General features: G+C 66.5%; 19 protein-coding genes. 16 read left to right on the forward strand and 3 right to left on the reverse strand.

What is annotated here, in order from left to right:
- Window positions 1–41: 41 nt before the first annotated feature.
- Complete coding sequence (locus tag VHO04_RS05730; RefSeq protein WP_329627407.1) at window positions 42–3,086, forward strand: TonB-dependent receptor; 3,045 nt, start codon at window positions 42–44, stop codon at window positions 3,084–3,086.
- Window positions 3,087–3,333: 247 nt separating this feature from the next.
- Here the strand turns inward: VHO04_RS05730 and VHO04_RS05735 are convergent, their stop codons facing one another.
- On the reverse strand, window positions 3,334–4,041 hold the full coding sequence (locus VHO04_RS05735; protein WP_329627408.1) for a Crp/Fnr family transcriptional regulator: 708 nt from the start codon (window positions 4,039–4,041) through the stop codon (window positions 3,334–3,336).
- A 120-nt stretch (window positions 4,042–4,161) separates the two neighbouring features.
- On the opposite strand from VHO04_RS05735, the gene VHO04_RS05740 reads away from it, so the two are divergent.
- From VHO04_RS05740 to VHO04_RS05760, 5 genes are all read left to right on the forward strand, one after another.
- Window positions 4,162–4,308, forward strand: coding sequence for a hypothetical protein (locus tag VHO04_RS05740; protein ID WP_329627409.1), 147 nt, complete (start codon window positions 4,162–4,164; stop codon window positions 4,306–4,308).
- Between the two features lie 2 nt (window positions 4,309–4,310).
- Window positions 4,311–4,643, forward strand: a complete 333-nt coding sequence (locus VHO04_RS05745; protein WP_329627410.1) for a cupin — start codon at window positions 4,311–4,313, stop codon at window positions 4,641–4,643.
- 31 nt (window positions 4,644–4,674) lie between these two features.
- Window positions 4,675–6,927: a nitric-oxide reductase large subunit gene (locus tag VHO04_RS05750; protein WP_329627411.1), complete on the forward strand. Its 2,253-nt coding sequence runs from the start codon at window positions 4,675–4,677 to the stop codon at window positions 6,925–6,927.
- Window positions 6,924–8,126: an NnrS family protein gene (locus VHO04_RS05755; protein ID WP_329627412.1), complete on the forward strand. Its 1,203-nt coding sequence runs from the start codon at window positions 6,924–6,926 to the stop codon at window positions 8,124–8,126. Before VHO04_RS05750 ends, VHO04_RS05755 begins: the two co-directional genes overlap by 4 nt.
- 62 nt (window positions 8,127–8,188) lie before the next feature.
- Window positions 8,189–8,878, forward strand: a complete 690-nt coding sequence (locus VHO04_RS05760; protein WP_257551256.1) for a Crp/Fnr family transcriptional regulator — start codon at window positions 8,189–8,191, stop codon at window positions 8,876–8,878.
- Window positions 8,879–8,906: 28 nt separating this feature from the next.
- Here the strand turns inward: VHO04_RS05760 and VHO04_RS05765 are convergent, their stop codons facing one another.
- Complete coding sequence (locus VHO04_RS05765) at window positions 8,907–9,578, reverse strand: OmpW/AlkL family protein (protein ID WP_329627413.1); 672 nt, start codon at window positions 9,576–9,578, stop codon at window positions 8,907–8,909.
- 170 nt (window positions 9,579–9,748) lie between these two features.
- Between VHO04_RS05765 and ccoN the strand changes: the two genes are divergently transcribed.
- From ccoN to hemN, 10 genes are read left to right on the forward strand one after another with little or no spacing between them, the layout of a single operon-like run.
- A complete protein-coding gene (gene ccoN, locus VHO04_RS05770) occupies window positions 9,749–11,407 on the forward strand; it encodes a cytochrome-c oxidase, cbb3-type subunit I (protein WP_329627414.1) in 1,659 nt (552 codons plus the stop codon).
- Between the two features lie 13 nt (window positions 11,408–11,420).
- Window positions 11,421–12,197 (forward strand): cytochrome-c oxidase, cbb3-type subunit II, encoded by a 777-nt coding sequence (gene ccoO / locus VHO04_RS05775; protein ID WP_329627415.1) that lies wholly within the window; start codon window positions 11,421–11,423, stop codon window positions 12,195–12,197.
- Window positions 12,194–12,358: a cbb3-type cytochrome c oxidase subunit 3 gene (locus VHO04_RS05780; protein ID WP_329627416.1), complete on the forward strand. Its 165-nt coding sequence runs from the start codon at window positions 12,194–12,196 to the stop codon at window positions 12,356–12,358. Before ccoO ends, VHO04_RS05780 begins: the two co-directional genes overlap by 4 nt.
- Entirely contained in the window at window positions 12,345–13,268 is a 924-nt protein-coding gene (gene ccoP, locus VHO04_RS05785) for a cytochrome-c oxidase, cbb3-type subunit III (protein ID WP_329627417.1), read from the forward strand. Before VHO04_RS05780 ends, ccoP begins: the two co-directional genes overlap by 14 nt.
- Window positions 13,255–14,712 carry a cytochrome c oxidase accessory protein CcoG gene (ccoG, locus tag VHO04_RS05790; RefSeq protein WP_329627418.1) on the forward strand — a complete coding sequence of 486 codons (1,458 nt, stop codon included), beginning with the start codon at window positions 13,255–13,257 and terminating at the stop codon, window positions 14,710–14,712. The genes ccoP and ccoG overlap by 14 nt, the downstream gene beginning before the upstream one ends.
- The gene (locus tag VHO04_RS05795; RefSeq protein ID WP_329627419.1) at window positions 14,709–15,179 is read left to right on the forward strand and encodes a FixH family protein; all 471 of its coding nucleotides are present in this window, start codon (window positions 14,709–14,711) and stop codon (window positions 15,177–15,179) included. Before ccoG ends, VHO04_RS05795 begins: the two co-directional genes overlap by 4 nt.
- The gene (locus VHO04_RS05800; RefSeq protein ID WP_329627420.1) at window positions 15,176–17,296 is read left to right on the forward strand and encodes a heavy metal translocating P-type ATPase; all 2,121 of its coding nucleotides are present in this window, start codon (window positions 15,176–15,178) and stop codon (window positions 17,294–17,296) included. The genes VHO04_RS05795 and VHO04_RS05800 overlap by 4 nt, the downstream gene beginning before the upstream one ends.
- Window positions 17,293–17,451, forward strand: a complete 159-nt coding sequence (ccoS, locus tag VHO04_RS05805; RefSeq protein WP_297662349.1) for a cbb3-type cytochrome oxidase assembly protein CcoS — start codon at window positions 17,293–17,295, stop codon at window positions 17,449–17,451. Before VHO04_RS05800 ends, ccoS begins: the two co-directional genes overlap by 4 nt.
- Window positions 17,448–17,672 (forward strand): hypothetical protein, encoded by a 225-nt coding sequence (locus VHO04_RS05810; protein ID WP_329627421.1) that lies wholly within the window; start codon window positions 17,448–17,450, stop codon window positions 17,670–17,672. Before ccoS ends, VHO04_RS05810 begins: the two co-directional genes overlap by 4 nt.
- A 59-nt stretch (window positions 17,673–17,731) precedes the next feature.
- The gene (gene hemN, locus VHO04_RS05815; protein WP_329627422.1) at window positions 17,732–19,036 is read left to right on the forward strand and encodes an oxygen-independent coproporphyrinogen III oxidase; all 1,305 of its coding nucleotides are present in this window, start codon (window positions 17,732–17,734) and stop codon (window positions 19,034–19,036) included.
- A gap of 13 nt (window positions 19,037–19,049) precedes the next feature.
- On the opposite strand, the gene VHO04_RS05820 is transcribed toward hemN, so the two are convergent.
- The gene (locus VHO04_RS05820; RefSeq protein WP_329627423.1) at window positions 19,050–19,961 is read right to left on the reverse strand and encodes a DMT family transporter; all 912 of its coding nucleotides are present in this window, start codon (window positions 19,959–19,961) and stop codon (window positions 19,050–19,052) included.
- Window positions 19,962–20,136 lie beyond the last annotated feature (175 nt).

Below are 20,136 nucleotides of genomic sequence, written 5' to 3' on the forward strand. Positions count from 1 at the left end.
CGCGAGCATCCGCTCCAACAAATCGAACAGGGAGAGTTGGGATGATTCGGGGCAGCATCGTTCGCGCATCGGGCGCCGGTAAAATGAGTCTCGCAGCGGCGCTGCTCGGCAGCACGGCGATTGCCATGGCCGCGAGCCCCGTCCGCGCTCAGGAGACGGCGCCGCAGGATAGCGGCGCAAACGACGGGTCGGACGACAATGCGATCGTCGTGACCGGCATTCGCAACTCGCTGATGAGCGCGCTTACCGAAAAGCGGACCGCCGACAATCTGGTGGAAGTCATCCAGGCCGAGGATATCGGCAAGCTGCCGGATCAGAATCTCGCCGAAGTGCTCGAAAATGTCACCGGCGTTCAGATCACCCGCCAGGCGGGCGTCGGCAACGCCGTGCAGATTCGCGGCACGGACGCCAACCGCACCGAAATCAACGGCGTTTCCACCGTCGGATCGGGCGCCGGCCGTTCGGGAATCAGTTTCGAAGATCTGCCCGCCGCGCTGATTTCGTCGGTCGAGGTCATCAAGGTTCCGACCGCGCAAACGATCGAAGGATCGGTCGGCGGCACGATCAATTTGCGCACGATACGTCCGCTCGACCTGCGCGAACCGCTGATCGCCGCACGGGCGCAGATGGAGAACAGCGATCTCACGGAATCAACGCTGCCCCGGCTGTCCGCCACGGTCGGCAACAAGTGGGACACGGGCATTGGCGAGATCGGCATTGTCCTCAGCGGCAGTTACGCCCGTCAGGACGTCGCCGCCTTCAAGCCGCGCGTCGACCGCGACGCGGTGGTCATGCCGGGGTCCGGCCCGAGCGCCGAGGCCTTTCCGTTCCTGCGCATCCAGTTCCTGCAGCAGGGTCTCGAGAATTACGAATATGAAACCTACAACGGTACCGCCGCGCTGGAATGGAAGCCGAACGACGATCTGAAATTCTATTTCGACGCGACGCTCAATAACCAGACCCGCGGTCAGCAAAGCCATCGGGTGCAGATTTCGGGCACGGCAACGCCGTCGGTGGTCGATGCGATGAACAACACCGCATTCGAAACGGTCGATTTCGGGACGCTCGATGGGCCGAACGGTCCGATCAACCTTGGCACCGTCGATGCCGCGGTCGCGGGCACTATCGGGATCGGCGGCGCGACCGGAACCGTGATCGATCCGAACCTTCGGACATCGAGCGACACTGGCGCGCGCGAGACCAAGAGCAGGGTCTTCGACCTCGGCACCGAGTGGCAGGCCACCGATCATCTGAAGGTGCGCGCGGAACTGTCGCTATCGACCTCCAAATCCCATTTCCCGAATTTCTCGACCACGCTCGATTTCATCAATCCGAACGGGCCTCAGCCGGTGATCGGCAAGAGCATCGACAATGGCGTGCCGCTGGAATTCGACCTCAGGAACGGCACGCTGCAATTCGGCATCGATCAGGCGAGCCCGTTCGCGCCGACGAAGGAGCAATTGCTCGACCCCGCCAACTACCAGTTGCAGCAGGTGACTCAGGGCGCCAACGCGACCGACAACAAGGAAAAGGCCGCCCGCATCGACCTGTCCTACGACACGACCGATCTCAACCCGTTCGTGACCTCGATCGACGTCGGCTATCGCTGGAACCGGACCTCCGCGATCAACAGCGAATTTTCGAACAATGTCAGCCTGACCAACACGACCAACTCGTGGAACCGGCCGTCGGGCGACCTGTTTTCCGATATCCTGATCCCCGGTCCCGATAATTTCAACGCAGCCGACGGGCGGCGCCTCTATTTCCCCGACTTCCTCCTCATCGACGGCGGGCTGGCATTCCGCGATCCGGCGAAGGTGCTCGATGCGCTCAACGCCGCGATCGCGGCGAGCAACGCTGCCGCCACGCAGGGGCCGCCCGTCGCGTCGCTGGTCACGCCGACCGAATCCTTCGCGGGATTCTTCAGCATCAAGGAAACGACGAGCGCCGCCTATTTCCAGGCCAATATGGAAGGCGAAGTCGCCGGCATGACGGTGCGTGGCAACGCCGGCGTCCGCTGGCTGCATACCAAACTCACTTCCGTCGGCAACAATATCGCCAATGGTTCGGTTACCGGACAGATCGTTGCGAACAGCTCCTACAACTTCCTGCTGCCGCGGTTCAGCCTGGTTCTGGAGCCCGCCGACAAATTCCTCGTTCGCGCCGGCATCTCGCGCGATATCCGGCGGCCGAATTTCGACACGCTGTCGACGTCATACTCGTTCAGCACGGGCCCGAACACGCCGGTGGCGGTGGGCAATCCCGACCTGGTGCCCGAGGCGGTGTGGTCGTTCGACCTGTCGGGCGAATATTATTTCGCGCCTTCCAGCCTGGTCAGCATCGGCTTCTTCCACAAGAGCCGCACGAACCTGTTCGCGCAGCGGCAGGAGGATCCGGCCCCCAATCTGGATGCCGACGGCAATCTGAACGTCTCGATCGATCCGTCGTGCCCCGGCGGCGGCATCTACAACCCGGTCGCCAACCGGAATATCAACAATCCGATCCAGGGTGTCGGAATCTGCGTCCCGCGCAGTTCGACCTTCAACGTTCCGGGATCGACGACGCAGACCGGCATCGAAATCGCGTTTCAGCACGACCTGTCCGCATGGGAGGATGTGCTCGGCTTTGCCTCCGGTTTCGGCTTCATCGGCAACTTCACCTATCAGAAAACTGGCGGGTCGGCCCGGGAATATCGCACGGCCGACGGCCCGCGAACGGTGTTCACGCAGCTGGGCCATCCGGGTTCGCAGGATTTGATTTCGCTGACCAACCTGTCGAAATATTCCTATAATGCGACGCTATTCTACGACAAATACGGGCTGAATGCGCGGCTGCGCTATACTTGGCGGTCGAGCTATGTGTCGAACGATCCCTTCTTCTTCGGCTTGCCGCTCATCAACGGCGCCCGTGGGCAGCTCAACGCCAGCATCAATTACGACATCAACGATCACATCAACGTCGGTATCGAAGGCATCAACCTGCTGCGCGGCGATCAGAATCAATATTGCGTGAACAACAAGGCGCTCCTGTGTTTCCAAGGCCTTACCGATCGCCGCCTCACCGCGGGGCTCAGTGTCAAATTTTAGGATTGGACGGCGGCCGATCACCGACCTGCATTTTCCACATCGTTCGGCCTCGATACCCTATTTCAAAATTGGGGCATGCCCAAAGAATCGGAGCCGCTCGCGGTCTTTTGCTCTGTGGAGCGAGTGCGCGTCCTAACGGCTTATATGAAATGCGAAGCCGTCGGTGCCGCTGAACTCGATCATCATCACAAGATGATGATTATCGAGTTCTCACCTTCCTCCTCTTGAGCCTACGATTGCCAATCTTTCAACCAGGCGGTTCTTCGGCAAGGATGCGAAGCTGGTCCGGTGATCGGATGATGACATGATGATGGCGGGTGGCGAGCAGGCCCTGGCGTCCCCAGCCGGCGACGAACCGGCTGGCGGTGTGGAGCGTGGTGCCCGCGATGTCGGCGATGTCCTTGCGCCGCAGCGGAAATTCGATCCGCACGCCATCGTCGGTCTGCCGCCCCGCCTGGTCGAGCAACCGCAGCAGCGTTCGCGCGACGCGTCGTTCGGCGCTTTGCGTCGCCACTTCGCGCAGCCGCTCCTGCGCTTCGCCCAGCCGCTTGCCGACGATCGCGACCATGTTGATCGCGACCTGCGAGTGGCGCTGCATCAGCGCGAGCAGATCGGCGGGGTCCCAGCTCAGTTCGAGGGAATCGACCATCGTGGTCGCGTCGGCGGGGTAGAGGCCGTCGGTCAGAACGGGGACGCAGCCGAAGATTTCGCCGGGGCCGATGAAGCGGACGAGAATCTCCTCGCCGTCGCTGCCCGACTGCGTAATGCGCACGCAGCCCGACAGCAGCGCATGGGCACGCCCGGCGCGCTCGCCCTGATCGAAAATCCGCATCCCCCGCGGCAGCGCGCGCGCGCGGGCCATGGTGGCCGCCTCTTCGGCGACGGCGGGCGGCAGCGCCGCGAACAGGGCGAGGGCGGCGAGCGCCTTCGCATCGACGGGATTTGGGGCAGCCATGCTCCTCTTCTAGACGCAGCATCGCGCGAAAGGGAGAAGTTTGCGCCAGCGCAAATTATTCGCCGCTGATTCTGTTATCGTGCGGGGCAGAGCGAGGGGTGACCCACGGAGGAAGGCGCGATGTTCTGCCCGGAATGCGGCGAAGTGATCGGATCGGGGCCGCTCGACGCGCGGCGTGTCCGTTATTCCAGCGGTGAGGGCGTCGCGAAAGCCATCGGCCGGTGGCTTCGCGGCCTGATCCGCCATGCGCGGTTGCGGGAGAGCTGAGCATGGCGCTCCACCATTGCCGCTCGGGCGAAGTGGCGCACCTCGCCGCGCTCGGCGACCGGGCCACCGTGACGGCGGCGCTGGCGCGGACCCCGGCTTTCGAGGCGATCCATCTCGTTGTGCGCGCCGGTCAGTCGATCGCGCCGCACCGCGTTGCGGGATCGTTGACGCTCTATTGCATCGCGGGGCACGCGCGGATCGAGAGCGAGGTTTCGGCCGAACTCAAGACCGGCGACTGGCTGTTCCTCGAACCGGGGATGCCGCACGCGGTCAAGGCGATCGCCGACACGTCGCTGTTGCTGACGATCCTGTTCGACGAAAGCGCGGCGGGCTGACACGGATTATTTGAAACGACAGGGGGTTTCCATGGGCGAATATCGCAAGCTCTGGTGGACGTTGATCGCGGTCCTGACGGTGACCTTCGCGATTCTCGGCATTTCGGGGGTCGAGGTCTATCGCAAGGCGCCGCCGATCCCGGCCGAGGTCGTCACCGCCTCGGGCGAGGTGCTGATGACCCGCGAGGATATCATGGCGGGGCAGGCGGCGTGGCAGAGCACCGGCGGGATGCAACTCGGTTCGATCTGGGGGCACGGCGCCTATCAGGCGCCCGACTGGTCGGCGGATTGGCTGCACCGCGAACTCACTGCCTGGCTGACCCTTGCCGCCGAGGACGGCTATGGCAAGCCGTTCGACACCCTTGCGGTCGAGCAGAAGGCGGCGCTGACCTATCAGCTCAAGCAGGAATATCGCCATAACGCCCTCGATCCGGCGACGGGCATCGTCACCGTGTCGGATCGGCGCGCCCGCGCGATCGCTCTCGTCGCGGCCCACTATGAGGGGCTCTACGGCAACGACTCGGCGCTGCGCGAAATGCGCGACAATTATGCGATGAAGGAAGATACGCTGCCGAGCGCGGAGAAACGGCAGAAGCTGGCCGATTTCTTCTTCTGGACCGCGTGGGCGGCGTCGACCGAGCGGCCGGGGACGGTCGCCACCTATACCAACAACTGGCCGCCCGAGCCGTTGATCGGTAACCAGCCGACGCCGGAGAATATCCTCTGGTCGCTCGCCTGCGTCGTCATCCTGATCGCGGGCGTCGGCGCGCTGATCTGGGGCTGGGCTTTTCTGCGCCGCCACGACGACACGCCGCTCGTCGCCGCCGACAAGGACCCGCTGACGCTCGCGGCGCTGACGCCGTCGCAGCGTGCGCTCGGCAAATATCTGTTCGTGGTGCTCGCGCTGTTCATCTTCCAGATATTCATCGGCGGCTTCACCGCGCATTACACGATCGAGGGGCAGAGCTTTTACGGCATCGATGTCTCGCAATATTTTCCCTATGCGCTGACCCGGACCTGGCATGTGCAGAGCGCAGTGCTGTGGATCGCGACGGCGTTTCTCGCCGCCGGGCTGTTCCTTGCGCCGGTGATCCACGGCGGCGATCCCAAGCATCAGAAGCTGGGGGTCGACCTGCTCTTCTGGGCGCTGATCCTCGTCGTCGTCGGGTCGTTCGCGGGCAATTATTTCGCCATCGCGCAGGAAATGCCCGATGGGCTCGGCTTCTGGCTCGGGCATCAGGGCTATGAATTCCTCGACCTCGGCCGCGTCTGGCAGCTTGCGCTGTTCGCGGGGCTGCTCTTCTGGCTGGTGCTGATGCTGCGCTGCATGATGCCCGCGCTGCGGCGCGAGAAGGGCGGCGACCGGAGCCTGCTTCTGCTGCTCACCGTCTCGACCGTCGCGATCGGGCTCTTCTACGGCTCGGGCCTCTTCTATGGCGAGCGCACCCACATCACGATCATGGAATATTGGCGCTGGTGGGTCGTCCACCTGTGGGTCGAGGGCATTTTCGAGGTCTTCGCGACCGCCGCCATCGCCTTCATCTTCGCCTCGATGGGGCTGGTGTCGAAGCGGATCGCGACCGCGGCCAGCCTCGCCTCGGCCTCGCTGTTCATGGTCGGCGGGGTGCCGGGCACCTTCCACCACCTCTATTTCTCGGGGACGACGACCCCGGTGATGGCGGTCGGCGCGGCGTTCAGCGCGCTCGAAGTGGTGCCGCTGATCGTGCTCGGTTACGAGGCGTGGGAGCATTGGAGCCTGCGCGACCGTGCGCCGTGGATGCGTTCGCTGCGCTGGCCGCTGATATGCTTCGTCGCGGTCGCCTTCTGGAACATGCTTGGCGCCGGGGTCTTCGGCTTCATGATCAACACGCCGGTCGCGCTCTTCTACCTCCAGGGGCTCAATACCACCGCGGTCCACGCCCATGCGGCGCTGTTCGGGGTATACGGCTTTCTCGCGCTTGGCTTCACCCTGCTGGTGCTGCGCTACATCCGGCCCGAGATCGCGTTCAACGAGCGGCTGATGCGCGTCGGCTTCTGGGGGCTTAACGCCGGACTGGTGCTGATGATCTTCACCAGCCTGCTGCCGGTCGGGCTGTTCCAGTTCGAGGCGAGCGTGACCACCGGCATGTGGTATGCGCGCAGCGATACCTTCCTCCAGCAGGGTTTTCTTGAGACCTTGCGCTGGGTCCGCACCTTCGGCGACGTGGTGTTCATCGTCGGCGGGGTCGCGGTCGCGTGGCAGGTCGTGATCCTCGGCCTGTGGCGGAAGGGCGCGCGGGCATGAGCATGGTGATGATGGCCGCCGGCGCGCCGGGCGCCGACGCGCGGTCGCCGCTCTGGCTGCGCGGCGGCTATCGCCTGCTCTTCGGGTGCGGCGCGCTGTGGGCGGTCATCGTCGCGACCTTGTGGGTCGGCGCGCTCGGCGGGCGCTGGACGCTGCCGATCGCGATGGAGCCGCTCGCCTGGCACCAGCACGAGATGCTGTTCGGCTATCTCGGCGCGATCATCGGCGGCTTCGTCAGCGCCGCCATGCCCAACTGGACCGGGCGGCCGACGGTGACCGGCTGGCGGGTTGCGGCGGTCGGCGGCCTGTGGCTCGCGGCGCGGCTGGCGATCCTCTTTTCGGCGACGGTGCCGCCGTTCGTCGGCGCGGCGCTCGATGTCGCCTATCTGCTGATCCTGCTCGCCTATGCGGCGCGCGAGATTTTCGCCTCGGGCAACCGCAACAAGCCGATCCTGATCATCCTCCTCCTGTTCGCGGTCGCCTGCGCGCTCGATCATGCCGCGATGATGGGCGCGCTCGCCGATCCGGCGCTCGGCGTGCATATGGGCTTTGCGCTCATCCTGCTGCTGATTTCGCAGATCGGCGGGCGCATTACCCCCGCCTTCACGCGCAACTGGCTGATGCGGCAGGGGAGCAAAGAGGGCCTGCCGACCTTGCCGAACCGCTTCGACATGGCGGTGATCGGGGCCACCGCGCTGGCGCTCGCGGCGTGGGTTGCGGGGCCAGCCAGCCCCATCGCGGCCGGATTGCTGATCGCGGCGGGCGTGCTCCAGTTCGTTCGCCTCGCGCGCTGGGCGGGGATGAAGGCGCTCAGCGATCCGCTCGTCTTCGTTCTCCACCTCTCCTACGCCTGGCTTCCGGCGGGACTGATCCTGCTCGGCTGCGCGACGCTGCATCCTTTCCTGCCAGTGTCGAGCGCGGTGCACGCGCTTGGTGCCGGGGCGATGGGGGCGATGACGCTGGCGGTGATGACGCGCGCGACGCGCGGCCACACCGGCCGCCCGCTCGAGGCCGACCGCGCGACCGTCCTCATCTATATCCTCGTCCATTCGGGGGCGCTGCTGCGCGTGATCGCGCCGCTCCTGCCGTTCGACTATATGACGGCCATCGCGGTCGCGGGCGGGCTGTGGGCCGCCGCTTTCCTGCTGTTCCTGCTCGTCTATGTCCCGATGGCGGTGCGGCCGGCGCGTGCGGCGTGACAGCTGCGCTTTTGGAACCATCCTCCCTTCCCAGCAGCGCCGCAGTCGACTATGGCGGATGGGTGACCGATTGTGCATCCTGCGTCGTCCGCAACCGGGCCATTTGCGCGAGCCTCGATGCCGACGAATTGGCGCTGCTCGGAAAATTGGGCCGCCGCCAGCGGGTGAAGGCGGGGCACACCTTGCTGTGGGAAGGCGACGACGCGCCGGTCGTCGCCAATGTCCTCGACGGCGTGCTCAAGCTGGTCGTGGCGGCCGCCGACGGACGCGAGCAGATCGTCGGCATCGTCTTTCCCTCCGATTTCATCGGCCGCCCGTTCGGCAAGGAAAGCCCTTACAGCGCAACCGCGATGACCGATGCCGAGGTCTGCATCTTCAACCGCAAGAGCTTCGACGAATTCGCGAGCGCGCATCCCGATCTGCAGCACAAGCTGCTGCGCCGCACGCTCGACGAACTCGACCGCGCGCGGCACTGGATGATGCTGCTCGGTCGCAAGTCGGCGTCGGAGAAGGTCGCCTCCTTCCTGCTCGAAATGTCCGAGCGACTGTCGGGGCAAGGCTGCGATGCCGGGACGCGAAGCGGGTTCGAACTGCCGTTCGGTCGTCAGCAGATCGCCGACATATTGGGCCTGACGATCGAGACGACGAGCCGCCAGCTCACCAAAATGCGCGCCGACGGCCTGCTCGACCTGCCCTCGCGCCGCGAGATCGTCATCAACGACCGCGCGGCGATGGAGGACATGGCGGGCTGACAGGCCATCGGCGCCAGTGGGGAGCCATTTAAAAGCGGAAACCGACCCCGGCGCTGATCACCCAGGGATCGAGCCGGTGTTTCGTCGCCAGCACTTCGGTCGTGCCGGCATACCAATGCGCGGTCGGGCGCAGGATATAGCGCTTGGCGTCGAGGGAGAGGGAGAGCCCCCGGTCGTTCACCGGAATGTCGATCCCTGCCTGCACCGCTACGCCGAACTTGTCGCCCATCTTCTGCCGCGTCGCGCCGAGCGCGCGCGTCGCCGCGCCCGGCTTTTCGTCGATGAAGATGAAATAGCTGGGACCCGCGCCGACATAGGGCTGCACGCCGCCGTCTTCGCCGAAATGATATTTGACCGTCAGCGTAGCGGGCACGATCTTCGCGTTTGAGACCAGTTCCGCCCCGGCCAGCGCGCCGCGACCATCGACGTCGTGCTGGGTGACGCCAGCGATCGTTTCGAGCGAGACATGGTCGGCGACGAAATATTCGATCGCGATCGTCGGGGTGACATTGTCGTTGGCCTTAGCCTGCGATCCCGCGGGCAGGCCGATCAGGTCGGTCTTGACGTCGCGGATCTTGCCGTCGGGGGCGACGAGCGTCGCGAGCAGCTTGACCCGTACATCGCCGGCTTTCGCGGCGGCCTGGCCCGGCAGCAGGGCGAGCGCGGACAGCGCGGCGAAGGAGAGAGGGATGCGTTTCATGATCGGCTCCTTTGTTGTCGGAGCCGATCTGCGCCCGCGCGCATCATAACGCATTGACGAAGCGCAAGGCGTTGGTTGATCCATGTCAATGTTTTCGCCCCGCCGCGAGTCCAAGGCGGCCGAAAGCCATGCGGTCCGATGAAGAGCCGCGCCGAACAGGGGCAAATGATATGGACGATCTGGTTTTCAAGGCGGGCGGCTGGATGGGGCTTGCCCTGCTGGCGCTTGTCTTTGCGGCGCTGGCGGTCGACACGCCCTTTGCCGTGCATATGGTCATCGTGGCGGTCGCCTGCCTGATCGTCCTGTGGAGCCGCCTCTCGGCCGCAGATTATGGCGGAATCGCGCGCGGCCTCCTGAAGATGCCGCCCGACGAGGGCGTCTATGACGACGATCCGGTGCGCTGGGGCGTCATCGCCACCATCTTCTGGGGCGTCGCCGGGCTTGCGGTCGGCCTCTATATCGCGTTGCAGCTCGCTTTTCCGGCGCTCAACCTCGGCATCGAATATACCAGCTTCGGGCGGCTGCGCCCGCTGCACACGTCCGCGGTGGTCTTTGCGTTCGGCGGCAATGCGCTGATCGCGACGAGCTTCTACGTCGTCCAGCGCACCTGCCGCGCGCGGCTGGCCTTTCCGGGCGCCGCCCGCTTCGTCTTCTGGGGCTATCAGCTCTTTCTGGTGCTCGCGGCCACAGGCTATCTGATGGGCGTCACCGAGGCGCGCGAATATGCCGAGCCCGAATGGTATGTCGACCTGTGGCTGACGATTGTCTGGGTCGTCTATTTCATCGTCTTCGTCGGCACGATCGTCAAACGCCGCGAGCCGCATATCTATGTCGCCAACTGGTTCTACCTCAGCTTCATCGTCACCATCGCGATGCTCCACATCGTCAACAATCTGTCGGTGCCCGCGACGATCTTCGGGTCGAAGAGTTATTCGGCCTTCGCCGGGGTGCAGGATGCGCTGACGCAATGGTGGTACGGGCATAATGCGGTCGCCTTCTTCCTGACCGTGCCCTTCCTCGCGATGATGTATTATTTCGTGCCCAAGCAGGCCGAGCGGCCGATCTACAGCTATCGCCTGTCGATCCTCCACTTCTGGTCGCTGATCTTCCTCTATATCTGGGCGGGGCCGCACCACCTGCACTATACCGCGCTGCCCGACTGGGCGCAGACGCTGGGCATGGTCTTTTCGGTCATCCTGTGGATGCCGAGCTGGGGCGGCATGATCAACGGGCTGATGACGCTGAACGGCGCGTGGGACAAGATCCGCACCGACCCGATCATCCGCATGATGGTCGTCGCGCTCGCCTTTTACGGCATGGCGACCTTCGAGGGGCCGATGCTGTCGGTCAAGGCGTTCAACAGCCTCAGCCACTATACCGAATGGACGATCGCGCACGTCCACGCCGGGGCGCTCGGCTGGAACGGCATGATCACCTTTGCCGCGGTCTATTATCTGGTGCCGCGCCTGTGGGGGCGTCCGCGCCTCTATTCGCTGCGCATGGTCAACTGGCACTTCTGGCTCGCGACGCTGGGGATCGTCTTCTACGCCGCCTCGATGTGGGTCGCGGGGATCATGCAGGGGCTGATGTGGCGCGAATATGGCGCCGACGGCTATCTCGTCTACAGCTTTGCCGAGACCGTCGCGGCGATGCACCCGATGTATCTGATCCGCGCCGCGGGCGGGGCGATGTATCTCGCCGGCTTCCTGCTGCTCGTCTACAATGTCTGGGCGACGCTTGCGGGCAAGGTTCGCGAGGAAAAGCCGATGACCGAGACTCCATACAATGCCGCCGCGGACCGTCCGCTCGCGCCCGTTCCCGCCGAATAAGGAGCCTTTGGCCATGGCGACCCAACCTGCCGAAAAGCGCTTCAGCCACAAGAAGCTCGAACGCAACGTCAGCCTGCTCGGCTTCTTTTCGCTGATCGCCGTGGCGATCGGCGGCATCGTCGAGATCGCGCCCTTGTTCTGGATCGACAACACGATCGAGAAGGTCGACGGGATGCGGCCCTATACGCCGCTCGAACTCGCGGGGCGCAACATCTATATCCGCGAGGGCTGCTATACCTGCCACAGCCAGATGATCCGTCCGTTCCGCGACGAGGTCGAACGCTATGGCCACTATAGCCTGGCGGCGGAGAGCATGTACGACCACCCGTTCCAATGGGGGTCGAAGCGCACCGGACCCGATCTCGCGCGCGTCGGCGGGCGCTATTCGGACGAATGGCACAAGGCGCATCTGATCGACCCGCGCAGCGTCGTCCCCGAATCGATCATGCCCGGCTATGCCTTCCTCGCCGATCGCGACCTGGGCGCGGGCGACATGGCGCGCGACCTGACCGCGCTCTATCGCGTCGGCGTTCCCTATACCAGGACCGACATCGCCAAGGCGAACGACGATATCCGCGCACAGGCCGACCCGAATGCGGGCGCCGGTGACCTCGTCAAGCGCTACCCCAAGGCGCAGGTGCGCGATTTCGATGGCGATCCCGCCCGCGTGACCGAGATGGACGCGCTGATCGCCTATCTCCAGATGCTCGGCACGCTCGTCGATGTCGAGAAGGCGGCGCCGCAGGAACAGGCGCATGCGCCCGACACGAATTCGGGAGCAGCGCGATGACCTATGACGAAGTCCGGCATTTCGCCGATAGCTGGGGCCTGATCGTCATGGTGACGATGTTCCTCCTCTTCATCGCCTGGCCGTTCCGCAAGGGCGCCCGCCGTCACCATGACGAAGCCGCGAACATGATCTTCAAGGAAGACGATAATGGCCGATCATAAGCGCATCGACGAAGTGACCGGAACGGCCACGTCCGGTCACGAATGGGACGGCATCGAGGAGCTCGACACGCCGATGCCGCGCTGGTGGCTGTGGTCGCTCTATGCGACGATCGTCTGGGGCATCGTCTATGTCATCCTCTATCCCGCCTGGCCGATGATCCACGGCGCGACCGAGGGCGTGCTCGGCTGGAGCAGCCGCGGCCAGCTCGAAGCGGAGATGCAGGCCGACGCGGCGCGCCGGGCGCCGGTGATGAACGCGATCGCGGCAACGCCGATCGCCGACCTGCCCGCGAAGCCCGAACTGATGCAGGCGGCGGTGCAGGGCGGGGCGGCGGCCTTTCGCGTCCATTGCGTCCAGTGCCACGGCGCGGGCGGCGCGGGGGTGAAGAAGCTCTATCCCAGCCTGACTGACGACGACTGGCTGTGGGGCGGCGACCTGTCGACGATCGAATATACGATCACCCACGGCATCCGGAATCCCGATCATGCGGCGACGCGGACCAGCCAGATGCCCGCCTTCGGGCGCGACGGCATCCTCGAACCCGCGCAAATCGCCGATGTCGTCAGCCATGTCCGTGTCATCAGCCACCAGGAAAAGCCGAGCGCGTCGTCGGCGCGCGGCGCGGTGCTGTTCGAGGCGAATTGCGCGGTGTGTCATGGCCCCGCCGGCAACGGCGGGCGCGAGGTCGGCGCGCCGAAGCTGACCGACGCCATCTGGCTCTATGGCGGCGACCGCGCGAGCATCGCGGCGACGGTGACCCAGCCGCGCAACGGCGTGATGCCGCGCTGGAACAGCCGGCTCGACCCGGTGACGATCAAGATGCTCGCCGCCTATGTCTATTCGCTCGGCGGCGGCGAGAAGGCACCGGCGCCGGCGGTCGAAGGACAGGGAGCCGATGGCCAGCCCTGACGACCTGACCGGCGAGCATGGCTCGCTCTATGCGGCGCGCAAGGGCGTCTACCCCAAGAAGGTCGACGGCCCTTTCCGGCGCTTCAAATGGGCGATCATGGCGGTCACGCTGGCGATCTATTACGGAACGCCGTGGATCCGCTGGGATCGCGGACCACACGCGCCCGATCAGGCGGTACTCGTCGACCTCGCGAACCGGCGCTTCTACATGTTCCAGATCGAAATCTGGCCGCATGAATTCTATTATGTCGCGGGCCTGCTCATCATGGCGGGGATCGGGCTGTTCCTCGTCACCAGCGCGGTCGGGCGCGCGTGGTGCGGCTATGCCTGCCCGCAAACGGTGTGGACCGACCTGTTCCAGCATGTCGACCGGCTGATCGACGGCGACCGCAACGCGCAGATCCGCCTCGCGAACGGGCCGTGGACAGCGGAGAAGATTGCCAAGCGGACGGTCAAATATGCGATCTATCTGACCGTGGCCTTCTGGACCGGCGGCGCGTGGATCATGTATTTCGCCGACGCGCCGACGCTGACGCACGATTTCTGGACCGGGCAGGCGGCGCCGGTCGCCTATGTCACCGTGGCGGTGCTGACCGCGACGACTTTCGTCCTCGGCGGTTTCTTGCGCGAGCAGGTGTGCATCTATATGTGCCCCTGGCCGCGCATCCAGACCGCGATGATGGACGAGAAGTCGCTGCTCGTCACCTATAAGGACTGGCGCGGCGAGCCGCGCGGCAGCGTCAAGAAGGCCGAGAAGAACCCCGGCGCCTTCGGCGACTGCGTCGACTGCAACCAGTGCGTCGCGGTCTGCCCGACCGGCATCGACATCCGCGAGGGGCCGCAGATCGGCTGCATCACCTGCGCCTTGTGCATCGACGCCTGCGACAGCGTGATGGCGCAGGTCGGGCGGCCGCGCGGGCTGATCGACTATTGCACCCTCGACGACGCCGCCACCGAAAAGGCGGGCGGGGTCGCGCCGCCGATCCGCAAGACGCTTTTCCGCCCGCGCACCCTGATCTATTTCGGCCTGTGGGGCGCGATCGGCCTTGCGATGCTCTTCACCCTCGGCCAGCGCACCCGGCTCGACCTCGCCGTCCAGCACGAGCGCAGCCCGCTCTATGTCCAGCTGTCCGACGGCGCGATCCGCAACACTTACACGCTGAAGCTGCGCAACATGGAGCTGCGGCCGCGTGACGTCGAGGTGACGCTGAGCGGCCTTCCGGGCGCCCGGCTGTGGACCGAGGACGGCGCGCGCGAAACCGCGGGGCAGAGCCTGCGGATGCCGCTGGCGCCCGACAGCGTGACGAGCGCGAAGCTGTTCGTCGTCGCCCCCGGCGCGGGACCGGCGCGGCAGGATTTCACCATCGCGGTGCGCGCGCTCGACGACGATCCGCGCGGCGACCGCGAGACCATCCAGTTCGACCGTCCGGGGACCGAGCCATGACCGACAAGCGCGAGCCGAGGCCCTTCACCGGGCGCCACGCGGCGATGATCCTGATCGCCTTTTTCGGCGTCGTCATCAGCGTCAACATCGTGATGGCGAGCTTCGCGCTGTCGACCTTCGGCGGCACCGTCGTCGACAACAGCTATGTCGCGAGCCAGCATTATAACGAATGGCTCGCGCGCGCCGACGCACAGGACCGGCTCGGCTGGGACAAGAGCGTGATGGTCGACGAGGGCCGTCACGTTCGGCTGGCCGTCCGCAAGGACGGCGCCCCGGTGGAGGGACTGCGCATCGTCGCGACGCTTCGCCACCCGCTCGGCCAGACGCCCCCGCGCGCGATGCGCTTCGCCCCGGCGGCGGACGGCACGCTGCGCTCGCTCGATGCGCTGCCCGCCGGGCGCTGGCAGCTCGACCTGTCGGTGCATCGCGGCACCGATGAGGCGCGCTACCGGATCGATCTCAAATGACAGAGGCCGCCACCCTGCTCGTCGAGCGCGATTTCGCGGTGCCCGACATCCGCTGCGCGGGCTGCATCGCCAAGCTGGAGCAGGGGCTGGTGCGCGACCGGCGGATCGCGGCGGCGCGCGTCAATTTCACCGAAAAGCGCGTGCATATCTCCTGCACCCCCGACGCCGAAACGCCCGAGCTGATCGGCGCCTTTTCGCTGCTGGGGTTCGAGGCGCATCCGATCGGTGATGGCCCGGCCGAAGTCGACGGCGGTGCGTCCGACAGTCGCGCGCTGCTGCGCGCGGTCGCGGTCGCGGGCTTCGCGATGATGAACATCATGCTGCTGTCGGTGTCGGTCTGGTCGGGCGCGGGCGGCGCGACGCGCGACCTGTTCCACTGGCTGTCGGCGGCGATCGCGCTGCCTACGGTGGCCTATGCCGGGCGCAGCTTCTTCCGCTCGGCGTGGCGCGCGGTGCGCCACGGCCGGACCAACATGGACGTGCCGATCAGCATCGGCGTGATGATCGCGACCGCGCTCAGCCTATACGAAACCGCGACGCACGGCCCCCACGCCTATTTCGACGGCGTGGTGATGCTGCTCTTCTTCCTGCTTTGCGGCCGCTGGCTCGACAGCGTGATGCGCGACCGCGCGCGCGGCGGAGTGACCGCGCTGCTCCGCAACATGGGGACCGGCGCGATGGTCGTCGGTGCCGACGAGACGAGCCGCTGGATCGACGCCACCGCGCTTCAGCCCGGCATGGTGATGCTCGTCGCGGCGGGCGAGCGCCTGTCGGCCGACGGCGTCATCATCGGCGGCGCCAGCCGGATCGACCTGTCGCTGCTGACCGGCGAGAGCGCGCCGCAGGATGTCAGGCTCGGCGATCCGGTCCACGCCGGGACGCTGAACGTCGAGGCGCCGATCCGCGTCCGGGTGACCGCGGCGGGCGCCGACACCGCGATCGCCGACATCGCGCGGCTGATGGGCGAGGCGGCGCAGGGCAAGTCGCGCTATGTCCGCATCGCCGACCGCGCGGCGCGTTACTATGCGCCCGCCGTCCACACGCTGGCGCTGCTCGCCTTCGCCGTATGGATGATCGCGGGCGCGGGCTGGCACCACAGCCTGCTGATCGCGGTCGCGGTGCTGATCATCACCTGTCCCTGCGCCCTCGGCCTCGCGGTGCCCGCGGCGCAGATCGTCGCGGCGGGCACGCTGATGCGCGTCGGGGTGCTGGTGAAGGACGGATCGGCGCTCGAACGGCTGGCCGAGGTCGACCGCGCGATGATCGACAAGACGGGAACGCTGACGCTCGGCCGCCCGGTCGCGACCAATCTGGCCGAGACAGACGGCAGCGTCCGCGCGCTGCTGCTCGCACTGGCGCGCGCCAGCCGCCATCCGCTCAGCGAAGCGCTGACCCGCGATCTGACGGCGATGGACGTCGTGCCGGTGGCGGTCGAGGCGATCCGCGAGACCCCCGGCTTCGGGGTCGAGGCCTTGTGGGAAGGGCACCGGGTGACGCTCGGCCGCCCGGCGCAGCCCGCCGCCGACAGCGCGCTTGCGACCGAGCTGGCGGTCGACGGCGTTCCGGTGATCACCGTCCGCTTCGCCGACGCGCTGCGTCCCGATGCTGCCGAAACGATCGCCGCGCTGGAACAGGCGGGGGTCGCGCCGACCATATTGTCGGGCGACCGCGCCGCCGCCGTCGCGCCGGTCGCGCGCGAACTCGGGCTCACCGCCCAGACCGGGATGAGCCCGCAGGACAAGCTCGCCGCCATCGCGCGGCAGGCGGCGGCGGGGCACAAGGTGCTGATGATCGGCGACGGGCTCAACGACGGTCCCGCGCTCGCTGCGGGCCACGCCTCGATCGCGCCGGGCTCGGCGAGCGACGCGGGCAAGAATGCCGCCGACTGCATCTTCCTCGGCGACCGGCTGATGCCGGTGGTGCAGGCGATCCGCGTCGCGCGGCGGACGCAGACGATCGTGCGGCAGAATTTCATGCTCGCGATCGGCTATAACGCCATCGCGGTGCCGCTCGCCTTCATGGGGTATGTGACGCCGCTGGTCGCCGCCATCGCCATGTCGGGATCGTCGCTGATCGTCGTCGGCAATGCGCTGCGGCTGAAGGGCGCGGCGCGGTGAACGGGCTGCTCGTCCTGATCCCGGTCGCGCTCGGCCTCGGGCTGATCGGCCTTGCCGCCTTCTTTTGGTCGCTGCGTGGGGGGCAGTTCGACGATCTCGACGGCGCCGCGCTCCGCATCTTTGTCGAAGAAGAGGAAGAGGATGATACGCCATGACCGTGCGGTCTATCGTCCTGATGCTGGGCGCGGCGGCGCTGATGCAGCCGCCTGTGGCCGACGCGCGCGTGCTGACGATCCCGGCGTGCGGCGGCGCATCGCACCGGATGATGGTTCCCGGCGACCCCGCCGACCCCGAACAGCGCCGCGACTGCGCCAAAGCCTGCCACGCGATCGGCGACCGCCGCGGCAAACGGGCGGGGCCGAAGGGCTGCTGCTGAATTTGTCGCCGTTGATCCCGGTCAATGTCGTAGCGGAAGTTTGCCCATAGGATGCCCGCATGTGGTCCTATCATCCCGATCTGCTCGCAAAGCCGGTGCCGCGCTACACCAGCTATCCGACCGCGATGGAGTTCGTCGAAGACGTCGGTGCCGACGATTATACGCGCGCGCTCGAAGCGGTGGATTCGGCGACACCGGTCTCGCTCTATGTCCACATCCCCTTTTGCGAAAATATCTGCTGGTATTGCGGCTGCAACACCGGCGGCGCCGGGCGCAAGCAGCGGCTCGACGATTATCTGACCGCGCTCCGGTCGGAGATCGCGCTCGTCGCGAAGCGGCTCGGCGGGCGCGGGCGCATTCGCCGCATCGCCTTCGGCGGCGGCAGCCCGAACGCGATCGCGCCGGTCGAGCTGGTGCGGCTGCTCGACCTGCTGCTCACCGTCTTCGACGCGCACCGTCCCGACGTCTCGATCGAGCTCGACCCGCGCGGCTTCTCGTCCGAATGGGCGCTGGTGCTCGCGGCGGCACATGTCACGCGGGTCAGCCTGGGCGTCCAGACCTTCGCGCCGCACGTCCAGCAGGCGATTGGGCGCATCCAGCCGCTGTCGCATATCGAGCGCGTCGTCGCCGCGCTGCGCCTGCGCGACATCGACGCGATCAATTTCGACCTGATGTACGGACTTCCGGGGCAGGACCTCGCCGATGTCGACGCGACGATCGACGAAGCGCTGGCGCTGGCGCCGAGCCGCATCGCCTTTTTCGGCTATGCCCACCTGCCACAGATGATCGCGCGCCAGCGGCGGATCGACGCGAGCCGGCTGCCCGACCAGCGGCTGCGCTTCGAGCAGGCCGAACTTGGCTATCGGCGCCTGACCGCCGCCGGCTATGTTCCCGTCGGCTTCGACCATTTCGCGCGTCCCGACGATTCGCTCGCCGTGGCGGCGCGCGAGGGGCGGGTGAACCGCAATTTCCAGGGCTTTACCGAGGACGACGCCCCCGTCCTCATCGGCTTCGGCGCCAGCGCGATCAGCAAATTTCCCGATCTGATCGTCCAGAACGAGAAAAAATCGGGCCCCTATCGCGACCTCGTCGGCGAAGGCCGGCTCGCGGCGATGCGAGGCGTCCGCGTCGATGCGGGGGAACAGCGTCGCGCCGCGCATATCCGCGACCTGCTGTGCAACGGACGGGCGCATCTGGATGCTGCCGAGATCGCTTCGGCCCGCGGCGCCCTGTCGGATTTCGAGCAGAAGGGCGTGATCGAGTGGGACGGGGAGGCGCTGGTGATCCGCGATTGCGGCCTGCCTTACGCTCGCCACGTCGCCGCCTGCTTCGACGGCATCCGGGGAAATATCGCGGCGGTTTGATCTGCCGTCCGCGTCAGTGGGTGGCGATAAGCGCCAGGACCACGCCGATGACGACCAGGAACAGCCCCGCCGCCTCCTGCCAGCGAACCGGTTCGCGCAGATAGAAATGCGCGAAGCCGATGGTGAAGACGACCTCGACCTGCCCGACGACCCGCACGAGTGCGGCGGGGGCGGCGGCGAAGCCGGTATACCAGCAAGCCGAGCCAAGCGCCGACAACAGGCCGACCTGGCTCGACGAGCGCCATGTTCGCCCGACGGCGCGAAGCGTGTCGCGATCGCGCGCGACGATCCAGGCGAGATGAAGGAGGCTTTGCATCGCCATCACGATGACCAGCGTGACGAGCGCCGACGCGACGACGTCGAGGCCCGGCAATTCGGCGGTGGCGAATTTGATCGCGACCGCCGCGAAGGCGAACATCGACCCTGCCCCCAGGCCATGGAGTGCGGCGGGCTGTCCCAGCGATGCGAGAATCTGGCGTGCGGTGATCCCGCGCCCGCTTAGCGCAAGCACCAGCACGCCCGCGACGCCGGCGACGATTCCCGCCCAGGCGAGCAGCGGCAGGCGCTCGCCGAAGAAGAGCGCGGTCACCAGCGCCGCCTGAATCGCCTCGGTCTTGGAAAAGGCGGTGCCGACCACGAAGCCGCGATGCCCGAAGGCGAGGATCAGCAGGATCGTCCCCGCCATCTGCGTGACCGCGCCGACCAGCGCGAAACCCAGAAAGGCGGGGCTCGGCGCCGGCAGCGTGACGGGGTGCGTCCAGAGCCAGATGGCCGCGAACAGCACCGCAAAAGGCAGGCCATAAAGATAGCGTACGAACCCGGCGCCGCTGACGCTGAGCTCGGCGCGCAGCCGCTGCTGGAGCGCGGTGCGCCACGCCTGGAAAAGCCCGCCGAATAGGGACGCGGGAAGCCAGATCGGATTCATGCCGCGAAGCCCGCGGTGCGCGTCGCCGGAAGCGGCCCTCTGTCTAAAATCGTGCGTCTCCCCTCGCGCCCCTTGCCCCGCGCGCTGCGTTCGGCCTATATAATTAGTATTCTAAGTAAATGGCGATCGGGGCGCAATGGTGCAAATGCGATCGACGGAAAGGGCAATATGGAGC

It is taken from the genome of Sphingopyxis sp., assembly GCF_036261875.1.
Classification (GTDB): domain Bacteria; phylum Pseudomonadota; class Alphaproteobacteria; order Sphingomonadales; family Sphingomonadaceae; genus Sphingopyxis.

Excerpts from the sequence above, each read along its gene's own strand:
- ccoO (WP_329627415.1), top strand. The coding sequence starts at position 11,421 with ATGGCGACCCAACCTGCCGAAAAGCGCTTCAGCCACAAGAAGCTCGAA.
- VHO04_RS05745 (WP_329627410.1), top strand. The coding sequence starts at position 4,311 with ATGGCGCTCCACCATTGCCGCTCGGGCGAAGTGGCGCACCTCGCCGCG.
- ccoN (WP_329627414.1), top strand. The coding sequence starts at position 9,749 with ATGGACGATCTGGTTTTCAAGGCGGGCGGCTGGATGGGGCTTGCCCTG.
- VHO04_RS05730 (WP_329627407.1), top strand. The coding sequence starts at position 42 with ATGATTCGGGGCAGCATCGTTCGCGCATCGGGCGCCGGTAAAATGAGT.
- ccoP (WP_329627417.1), top strand. The coding sequence starts at position 12,345 with ATGGCCGATCATAAGCGCATCGACGAAGTGACCGGAACGGCCACGTCC.
- VHO04_RS05765 (WP_329627413.1), bottom strand. The coding sequence starts at position 9,578 with ATGAAACGCATCCCTCTCTCCTTCGCCGCGCTGTCCGCGCTCGCCCTG.
- hemN (WP_329627422.1), top strand. The coding sequence starts at position 17,732 with ATGTGGTCCTATCATCCCGATCTGCTCGCAAAGCCGGTGCCGCGCTAC.
- VHO04_RS05755 (WP_329627412.1), top strand. The coding sequence starts at position 6,924 with ATGAGCATGGTGATGATGGCCGCCGGCGCGCCGGGCGCCGACGCGCGG.
- VHO04_RS05735 (WP_329627408.1), bottom strand. The coding sequence starts at position 4,041 with ATGGCTGCCCCAAATCCCGTCGATGCGAAGGCGCTCGCCGCCCTCGCC.
- VHO04_RS05750 (WP_329627411.1), top strand. The coding sequence starts at position 4,675 with ATGGGCGAATATCGCAAGCTCTGGTGGACGTTGATCGCGGTCCTGACG.
- VHO04_RS05740 (WP_329627409.1), top strand. The coding sequence starts at position 4,162 with ATGTTCTGCCCGGAATGCGGCGAAGTGATCGGATCGGGGCCGCTCGAC.
- VHO04_RS05780 (WP_329627416.1), top strand. The coding sequence starts at position 12,194 with ATGACCTATGACGAAGTCCGGCATTTCGCCGATAGCTGGGGCCTGATC.
- VHO04_RS05795 (WP_329627419.1), top strand. The coding sequence starts at position 14,709 with ATGACCGACAAGCGCGAGCCGAGGCCCTTCACCGGGCGCCACGCGGCG.
- VHO04_RS05820 (WP_329627423.1), bottom strand. The coding sequence starts at position 19,961 with ATGAATCCGATCTGGCTTCCCGCGTCCCTATTCGGCGGGCTTTTCCAG.
- VHO04_RS05810 (WP_329627421.1), top strand. The coding sequence starts at position 17,448 with ATGACCGTGCGGTCTATCGTCCTGATGCTGGGCGCGGCGGCGCTGATG.
- ccoG (WP_329627418.1), top strand. The coding sequence starts at position 13,255 with ATGGCCAGCCCTGACGACCTGACCGGCGAGCATGGCTCGCTCTATGCG.
- VHO04_RS05800 (WP_329627420.1), top strand. The coding sequence starts at position 15,176 with ATGACAGAGGCCGCCACCCTGCTCGTCGAGCGCGATTTCGCGGTGCCC.